A 7,157-nucleotide genomic window follows, 5' to 3' on the forward strand; every position below is an offset into this window, starting at 1 on the left:
GCATGACTGCCACGCAACGCCGGGGCCGGAAGATCATGATGACGCCGGGCGAACTGGACGACTTCCTCACCACCCAGCGCACCTGTCGGGTCGCCACGGTGTCGGCCGACGGCGCGCCGCATGTGAGCACGCTCTGGTTCGCCTGGGACGGCACCTCGCTGTGGCTGTACTCCGTGGTGCGTTCCAAACGCTGGGCGGACCTGCGCCGGGACCAGCGGGTGGCGATCGTGGTGGACACCGGCGAGGAGTACGACGAGTTGCGCGGCGCGGAGCTGTCCGGGCGGGTGGAGTTCGTGGGCGAGATACCGCGCACCGACGAACTCCGCGCCGAACTCGATTTTCCCGAGACGCTGTTCGCGCGCAAGAACTTCAACCTGGACGAGATGCCGCACGACGGCCGGCACGCCTGGATACGGCTGACTCCGGAGAAGGTCGTGTCCTGGGACTTCCGGAAGCTGGGCGCACGGTAGCGGGCGGGGCCGAGGCCCCACGGACCGGGCCCGGTCCGTGGGGCCCGGCCGGAGCCTCCCCCTCCTGGCGTGCTCCGCCCGGGACCACACGCCTAGGCATACGTCCTGGGCTCCCCCGCCTCCGGTCCGATCGCCGCACCGATCGCCTCGCTCAGGGGGCCGATGTCGTCCGCGGTGAGCGTCGACACGGTGACGCGGATGCCGGGTGGGGTTCCCGTCCGGAAGCGGGCACCGGGTGCCACCGCCCAACCCGCGTGCAGCAGCCGCGCGACAGCGCCGGTCTCGTCCGGCACGGGCACCCACACGTTCATGCCGCTGCGCCCGTGCGCCGTGACCCCCTGCCGGGCCAGCGCCCCGATCAGGGCGTCCCGGCGCCGCCCGTACTGCGCCGCCACCGCCGCCGGGTCCACCGCGCCGCCGGCCCAGAGCCGGAGCACCGCGCGCTGGACCGTACGGCTGACCCAGCCCGGCCCGAGCCGCTGCCGTCCGCGGACCCGGTCGAGGGTGACCGCGTCCCCGGTGAGTACGGCGAGCCGCAGGTCGGGACCGTACGCCTTGGCCGCCGAGCGGACGAAGGCCCACCTGCGGGTGGGGCCGGCGAGGGAATGCAGGGGGAGATCGACGATGTGATGGCCGTGGTCGTCCTCGATCAGCAGCGTCTCCGGGTGGTCCGCGAGCACCGCCCGCAAGGCCCGCGCGCGTGCCTCGCTCAGTGCGGCACCGGTCGGGTTCTGCGCCCGGTCCGTGACGATCAGCGCGCGCGCCCCGCCGGTCAGGGCCCGCCGTACGTCGTCGGGGAGCGGTCCCTCGTCGTCGACGCCGACCGGGACGACCCGCAGACCGAGTGCCGGGACGAGGTCCAGCACGCTGCCCCACCCGGGGTCCTCCACGGCCACCGCGTCGCCCTGCCTGAGGTGGGCCGCGAGCACCCGCTCCATCGCGTCGAGGGCGCCGGAGGTCACGGTGACGGGGCCGTCGGGGACACCGTCGGCGTCCAGTGCGGCGCGGGCGAACCGTGCCAGTCCGGGCTCCACGGGTGCGTGCCCGTAGAGCACCGGTTCCCGATCGCCCTGTTCGGCCGCGGCGGTGAAGGCCTCGGCCAGCGGGGGCAGCAGCGCGGGGTCGGGGTTGCCGTCGGAGAGGTCCCGTACGCCCAGCGGGACCTCCACCCGGACGGCGTCGCGCGCCGTGGTGGCCGGTTTGGGCCGCACCCGGCTCCCCCGGCGGCCCGCGGTCTCGATCACCCCTCGCTCGCGCAGGGTCCGGTACGCGGACGCGACGGTGTTGGGATTCACCCCGAGCCGGTCCGCCAACTCCCTCATGGGGGGAAGCAGTTCACCCGGCCGGAGTGCGCCTTCACCCACCGCGCCCTCAATGCTCGCCGAAATCTCCGCAGCACGTCGACCTGTGATCCGATAATCTTCTAGCACAAAGCCAATTATGCACTAGTGCAATGGAGAGCGTCTTGCCAGCGACCCTGCCGCAGCAGCCCGCCGACACTGCCCCTTACCGGCCCACCGGGCGCACTGTCCCCACCCGCTCCCCGGAGCGTGCCGCGTACGACAGGGACCTGGTGCACGCGATACTCGACGAGGGCTACGTCTGCCACCTCGGTTTCGTCCGCGACGACGCACCGGTGGTGCTGCCCACGCTGTACGCCCGGGTCGCCGAGCGTCTCTACGTGCACGGTTCGACGGGCTCCCGCCCGCTGCGCGCGGCGGGCCTGGCCGACCCCGGGCTCCCGGTCTGCCTGACCGTCACCCACGTGGACGGGCTGGTGCTGGCCCGCTCGGCGTTCCACCACTCCCTCAACTACCGCTCCGTGGTGGTGCACGGTCTCGCGTACGACGTGACCGACCCCGAGGAGAAGCGTCAGGCGCTGGACGCCCTCGTCGACCACGTCGTCCCCGGCCGCGCCACCGACTCCCGCCCGGCGAACAAGAAGGAACTGGCCGCCACGGCGGTGATCCGCCTCGACCTGACCGAGGTCTCCGCCAAGCTCCGCACCGGCGGCGTGAACGACGAGCCGGAGGACCTCACCCTCCCCCACTGGGCCGGCGTCGTCCCCTTGACCCGCACGTACGGCACCCCGCTCGCGGATCCCTCCCTGCCCGCCGGCACGGAACCGCCGGAGTACCTGGCGGCCCTGTGACGCGGCGCCGCCGCCCGGAGGGGGCGCGCCGGACGTCGTCAAGGGCTACGACTGCCGAGGACAGGGGCATGCCCTGCCCTCAGGAGAGGCCCGACCTCGTGGAGGGCCTCTCCTGAGGGCCCGCGCCGTCACGCCGGCGCCGCGTCCCCCTCCGCCCGTCCGGTCCGCGCGCCCCGCGCCTCGTCGACCGCGAGCCCCGCGACCGAGCCGAGCATCAGCAGGGTGCCGGCCAGCATGGCAGGGGTGAGCCGCTCGCCGAGCAGGGCCACGGCGAGCACCGCCGCGCTCACCGGCTCAAGAAGCATGATCACGGACACGGTGGCCGACCGCACGACTGCCGCGCCCGCGAAGTACAGGCCGTAGGCGAGAGCCGTCGGAATCGCGGCGACGTACACCAGGAGACACAACAGCAGAGCGGGATCGCCGCTGTGCGGCACCAGCCCTTCGACCGCGGCGAACGGCAGCAGCAGCACGCTGGTGACGGCGAACGCCCCGACGGTCGTGCCGGAGGCGTCCAGCCCACCCTCCCGCCCCCACCACCGGGTGAGCAGTGTCATCACCGAGTAGCCGGCCGCGGACAGGAGTGCGAGCAGGATGCCCCACCGGTCCACGGTCGTCTCCCCGCCGCCGAGGACGAGTACGGCGAGCCCGGCGAGCGCTCCCACGACGGCGACGGCCCCGCCCCGGCCGAGCCGCTCCCCCAGGAACAGTCGCGCGCCGAGCGCGATCAGCACGGGCCCGGCGCCGAGGGTGACGACGGTGGCCACGGCGAGTCCCGTGGCGGCGACGGCCGCGAAGTAGGCCGTCTGGAACACAGCGAGCCCCATTCCGGTGGCCACGGCCCGCCGCATCCGGGAACCCGGCGCCTCGGTCACGACGGTCCGGGCGCGCGGGACCAGCATCCGGGCACCGAGCAGCAGCGCCAGACCGGCCGCGCAGCGCCAGAAGGAGAGGGCGACCGGTCCCATGTCACTGGTCCGGTAGACCAGTGACGCGGCGGCGCCCGCCGTGCCCCAGGCAGCGCCGGCGACGATCAGATAGAGCAGGCCTCGCCCGACGGACAGGCCGGAAACGGTGTTCGACACGTGTTCTCTCCGCAGGTGCACACAGATACGCGCGCGTACGCACCCCTCGCAGAGGTGCCTGCGCTGCGCGAAGGCCGGATGGGGACCCCGGATCAGGGCCGGATGGAGCCGGTCCCGTGGGGCCCACGGACTGCGTCTGCGGGCAGCGCCACGACGCCCGGCGGCAATGCGCCGGGCGGGTGCAGCTCAGAGCCCGCCTCAGACGGCGGGCGGCGGAAGAACCAGTGCGCGCGCATGCATGATCAGCACCCTAGGTCGGCATTCCCGTGTGGACAACCCCCTTTTCGGCACCCCCGCTCGCCACCGGGCCGTCGGGGCTCCTGGCCGGTGCCGACGACTGGGCGACGAACGCCCCCGCCAGCACCACCGCGCCGCCGACGATCTGCGGCGCCGACAGGTGCTCGCCGAGCAGGACCCAGGCCAGCACAGTGGCGATGACCGCTTCGAGGCAGGCCACCACCCCGGCGACCTGCGGCGAGAGCCTGCGTACCGAGAGCACTCCGGTGCCGTACGCGGCGACCGTGGCGACGAGGACGATCCAGGCGAGCAGCACGAAGGCCGCGACCGGGGTGCCGTCCATGCGCGCGCTGCCCGTGAGCACCGACCAGTCCATGGACCACGGGCGGGCGACGACGGTGAGGACGGCGGCGCCCACGAGCAGGCCGTAGGCGATCACACCGAGTGGGTCCGGCGCCCGGTCGCCGTGGTCGCTGCCCTGGTCGGAGAGGACGAAGTAGCCGACCTGGCAGCAGGCGGCGCCGAGCGCGAGCAGCAGCCCGACCACATCGACGCCAAGGCCCGACCACACCTCCACGACACAGGCCAGTCCGCCCACCGCCAGCACCACACCGACCGCCGCCGCCCGGGTCACCGGCCGCCGCTGCACGAACCGCACCCAGCCGAGGACGAGTGCGGGCGCCAGGTACTCGACGAGCAGCGCGACGCCGACGGGAATACGGGAGATGGCGGCGAAGTAGAAGGCCTGGACACCGGCGACGGCGAACAGTCCGAACCCGGCCAGCAGCGCCGGGTGGCTGCGCAGGAGTCCCCGATGACGTACGGCCAGCGGCAGCATGACCAGGGCCGCGCCCGCCACCCTCAGCCACACGACGTGCAGCGGGTCCAGGCCCGCCTCGATCAACGGTTTGGCGGCGACTCCCGATCCGCCGAAGGCCACCGCGGACAGGAGCGCGAGGCCGAGCCCGACGCCCTTCCCACGGGTGCTCCGGACGTTCCGAGCGCTGGCAGAGGTAGGCACCGGCACATGATGCCAGGCACAGACAGGAGCGTCACCCCCCATGACACCTGTCTCATGGGCTGGACGGCGGGGCGCGATGGTCCGGTGACGGGAAGGAATCCACTGTCCGGCGGGGACCACCCGTCCCCCACCCCGCTCTCAGCCTCTCAGTGAGCGGGATCGCCGGCCCCTGCCTCGAGTCGGGCGAACAGGTCGCGGGAGTCGATGGCGGCGTGCTCGAGCACCTCCACCGCCCGCGCCTGCGGGTCAGCGATGATCGCCGCGAGCAGGTCCACGCCGCGCACGGGCCCGCCATGACGTGCGGCGCGTTCCCGGGCGTATTCCAGGCCGGCCGCCGCCAGCGGCGAGAACCCGGCTGCCCGCACCATCACCGGGACGGAGCCGGAGTCCTCGACGGCGCTCTGCCAGCGCAGGCCGTAACCGATGCTGCGCTGGACCAGGTAGCCGAGCAGCCGGGCGGTCCGCGGACCCCCGCCGAGGAGCACGCACACCTCGGCGTCGGACTCCAGCAGCGAGTGCAGCAGATGGGCGGTGTCGATCTGGCGGTCCGCGTCCCTGACCGCCCTGCGGCGGGCACCGCTGACCACCACTGCCAGCTCCGCGCCGAGTCCGGCACCGTGCTCCGCGCGGTGAATGCCCTGTTCCTGGGCCTTGCCGGCCGACGGCCGGGGGATACGGTGTTGCACGTCTCCCACCACATCAGCCCCGCGGGCCCGGGGCATCCCCGGCGGGGAGCATCTTCCTCTCCCACAGGAAGTGGACACGTCGGGCCGCGATCTCCTCCCTGGGAAGGAGAATCAGCCCCGCTCCCCTCGGAGGCCACCCGCCACCGCAGCCCAAGCCGAAGAGGTGGCCGCGTGGCTGAAGGCGGCACGGAGGCACGCATCGAGGCGCCCACCGGAAGGTGTGGACACGCCTCACGTACCGGCCCGCGTACGGTGAGTGGAACGCCCTCACACGGTCTTCCCCGCGGGCGGCCCGGCAACCCTCGTCGCGGGCGCGACCCTCCAGGAGAACGTGCGACTGACGGGCTTCCCGGCAGAGGTCGAATGGACCGCCGGTGAACTCGACCCGACCTGCCTACCCGCCTGCCGCAGGCCGCCTGCAACCACCCACCACGCCCGCAGAGACACGGCGGTGCCCCGCGGACCACTCCACGGGGCACCGCGTTCACGCCGGCCGGCCACCCGGCACCTCAGGCACCGGGCTTCGGGCCTCAGCCGTCGCCCTCAACCTCAGTCGTCGTCGTTGGCGAGGATGAGGTACAGCTTCTTGCGGGCTTCGTTGACGACGGCGAGAGCCTTCTCGCGCTGCTCCTTGCTGCCGGTCTTCCAGACCTGTCCGAAGGCCTCCATCAGGCCGAACCCGGCCTGCCGGATCTCGCTCAGCGCCTCCCAGTCGACCCCGCGGGAGGCCTCCTCCCAAGGCGCCTCGGGACCTTCCTCGGCCGCCGCGCGACCGGTTTCGGTGAGCGCGAACAGCTTCTTGCCACCCTCGGACTCACTGACGATCAGCCCCTCGTCCTCCAGCAGCTGGAGGGTGGGGTACACCGAGCCGGGGCTGGGCTTCCACGCCCCACCGCTGCGCTCGGCGATCTCCTGGATCATCTCGTAGCCGTGCATCGGCCGGTCCTTCAGCAGGGCGAGGATCGATGCCCGTACGTCACCGCGCCGTGCCCTCCCCCTGGGCCCGCCACGTCCTCGCCCACCCCAGGGACCGTGTCCGAAGCCGGGACCGAAGCCGGGGCCTCCGGGACCGCCCGGCCCACCGGGGCCGAAGGGCCCGAAAGCGGCCCGCAGCCTGTCGAAGTCGCCCCGGCCGCCCCTCGGACCACCGTGACCATGTCCATGCTCGAAACCATGAGTGCGCATCGCAACCACTCTCCATTCCATCGTTGATCTGTCGCGATAACTCAACGATATATCGGAAGGGTGGCGATGGCAACCCCTGCCGTCACGACGACCGTGACCTGTGACAGTGAAGATGGGTCGCTTGCCACCGAAGTTGAGCCGACGACCATTTGCGCCAACGAAGATGAGCCACTGCATGGTTTATGACAGCGAAGATGGGCCGATGGCGGCCTGCTTCATCCGCCACTGAGGCTGCGCCATGCTCGTTTCCGCAGTTCAGCGGAGCTGGTGTGATGCGCCGGTGAGGTCCTCACGCTGACAGGTGGCCTGATCATTAGCACG

7 protein-coding genes are annotated in these 7,157 nt (G+C 72.7%); 2 read left to right on the plus strand and 5 right to left on the minus strand.

The window, feature by feature from the left end:
• The first annotated feature begins 2 nt into the window (after positions 1-2).
• Entirely contained in the window at positions 3-470 is a 468-nt protein-coding gene (locus ACFYQA_RS36190) for a pyridoxamine 5'-phosphate oxidase family protein (RefSeq protein WP_388927319.1), read from the plus strand.
• A gap of 92 nt (positions 471-562) precedes the next feature.
• Here the strand turns inward: ACFYQA_RS36190 and ACFYQA_RS36195 are convergent, their stop codons facing one another.
• On the minus strand, positions 563-1,900 hold the full coding sequence (locus tag ACFYQA_RS36195; RefSeq protein WP_388927322.1) for an aminotransferase class I/II-fold pyridoxal phosphate-dependent enzyme: 1,338 nt from the start codon (positions 1,898-1,900) through the stop codon (positions 563-565).
• A gap of 23 nt (positions 1,901-1,923) precedes the next feature.
• Here ACFYQA_RS36195 and ACFYQA_RS36200 point away from each other — a divergent pair, with 23 nt between their 5' ends.
• A complete protein-coding gene (locus ACFYQA_RS36200; protein WP_388927325.1) occupies positions 1,924-2,622 on the plus strand; it encodes a pyridoxamine 5'-phosphate oxidase family protein in 699 nt (232 codons plus the stop codon).
• A 128-nt stretch (positions 2,623-2,750) separates the two neighbouring features.
• On the opposite strand, the gene ACFYQA_RS36205 is transcribed toward ACFYQA_RS36200, so the two are convergent.
• From ACFYQA_RS36205 to ACFYQA_RS36220, 4 genes are all read right to left on the minus strand, one after another.
• Positions 2,751-3,707, minus strand: coding sequence for a DMT family transporter (locus ACFYQA_RS36205; protein ID WP_388927328.1), 957 nt, complete (start codon positions 3,705-3,707; stop codon positions 2,751-2,753).
• 250 nt (positions 3,708-3,957) lie between these two features.
• On the minus strand, positions 3,958-4,971 hold the full coding sequence (locus ACFYQA_RS36210) for a DMT family transporter (protein ID WP_388927331.1): 1,014 nt from the start codon (positions 4,969-4,971) through the stop codon (positions 3,958-3,960).
• Between the two features lie 140 nt (positions 4,972-5,111).
• Complete coding sequence (locus ACFYQA_RS36215; RefSeq protein WP_388927334.1) at positions 5,112-5,651, minus strand: Clp protease N-terminal domain-containing protein; 540 nt, start codon at positions 5,649-5,651, stop codon at positions 5,112-5,114.
• Between the two features lie 549 nt (positions 5,652-6,200).
• Entirely contained in the window at positions 6,201-6,836 is a 636-nt protein-coding gene (locus ACFYQA_RS36220; RefSeq protein ID WP_388927337.1) for a PadR family transcriptional regulator, read from the minus strand.
• Positions 6,837-7,157 lie beyond the last annotated feature (321 nt).

The sequence above is a fragment of the Streptomyces sp. NPDC005774 genome (genome assembly GCF_042871645.1).
Taxonomy (GTDB): Bacteria; Actinomycetota; Actinomycetes; order Streptomycetales; family Streptomycetaceae; genus Streptomyces; species Streptomyces pratens.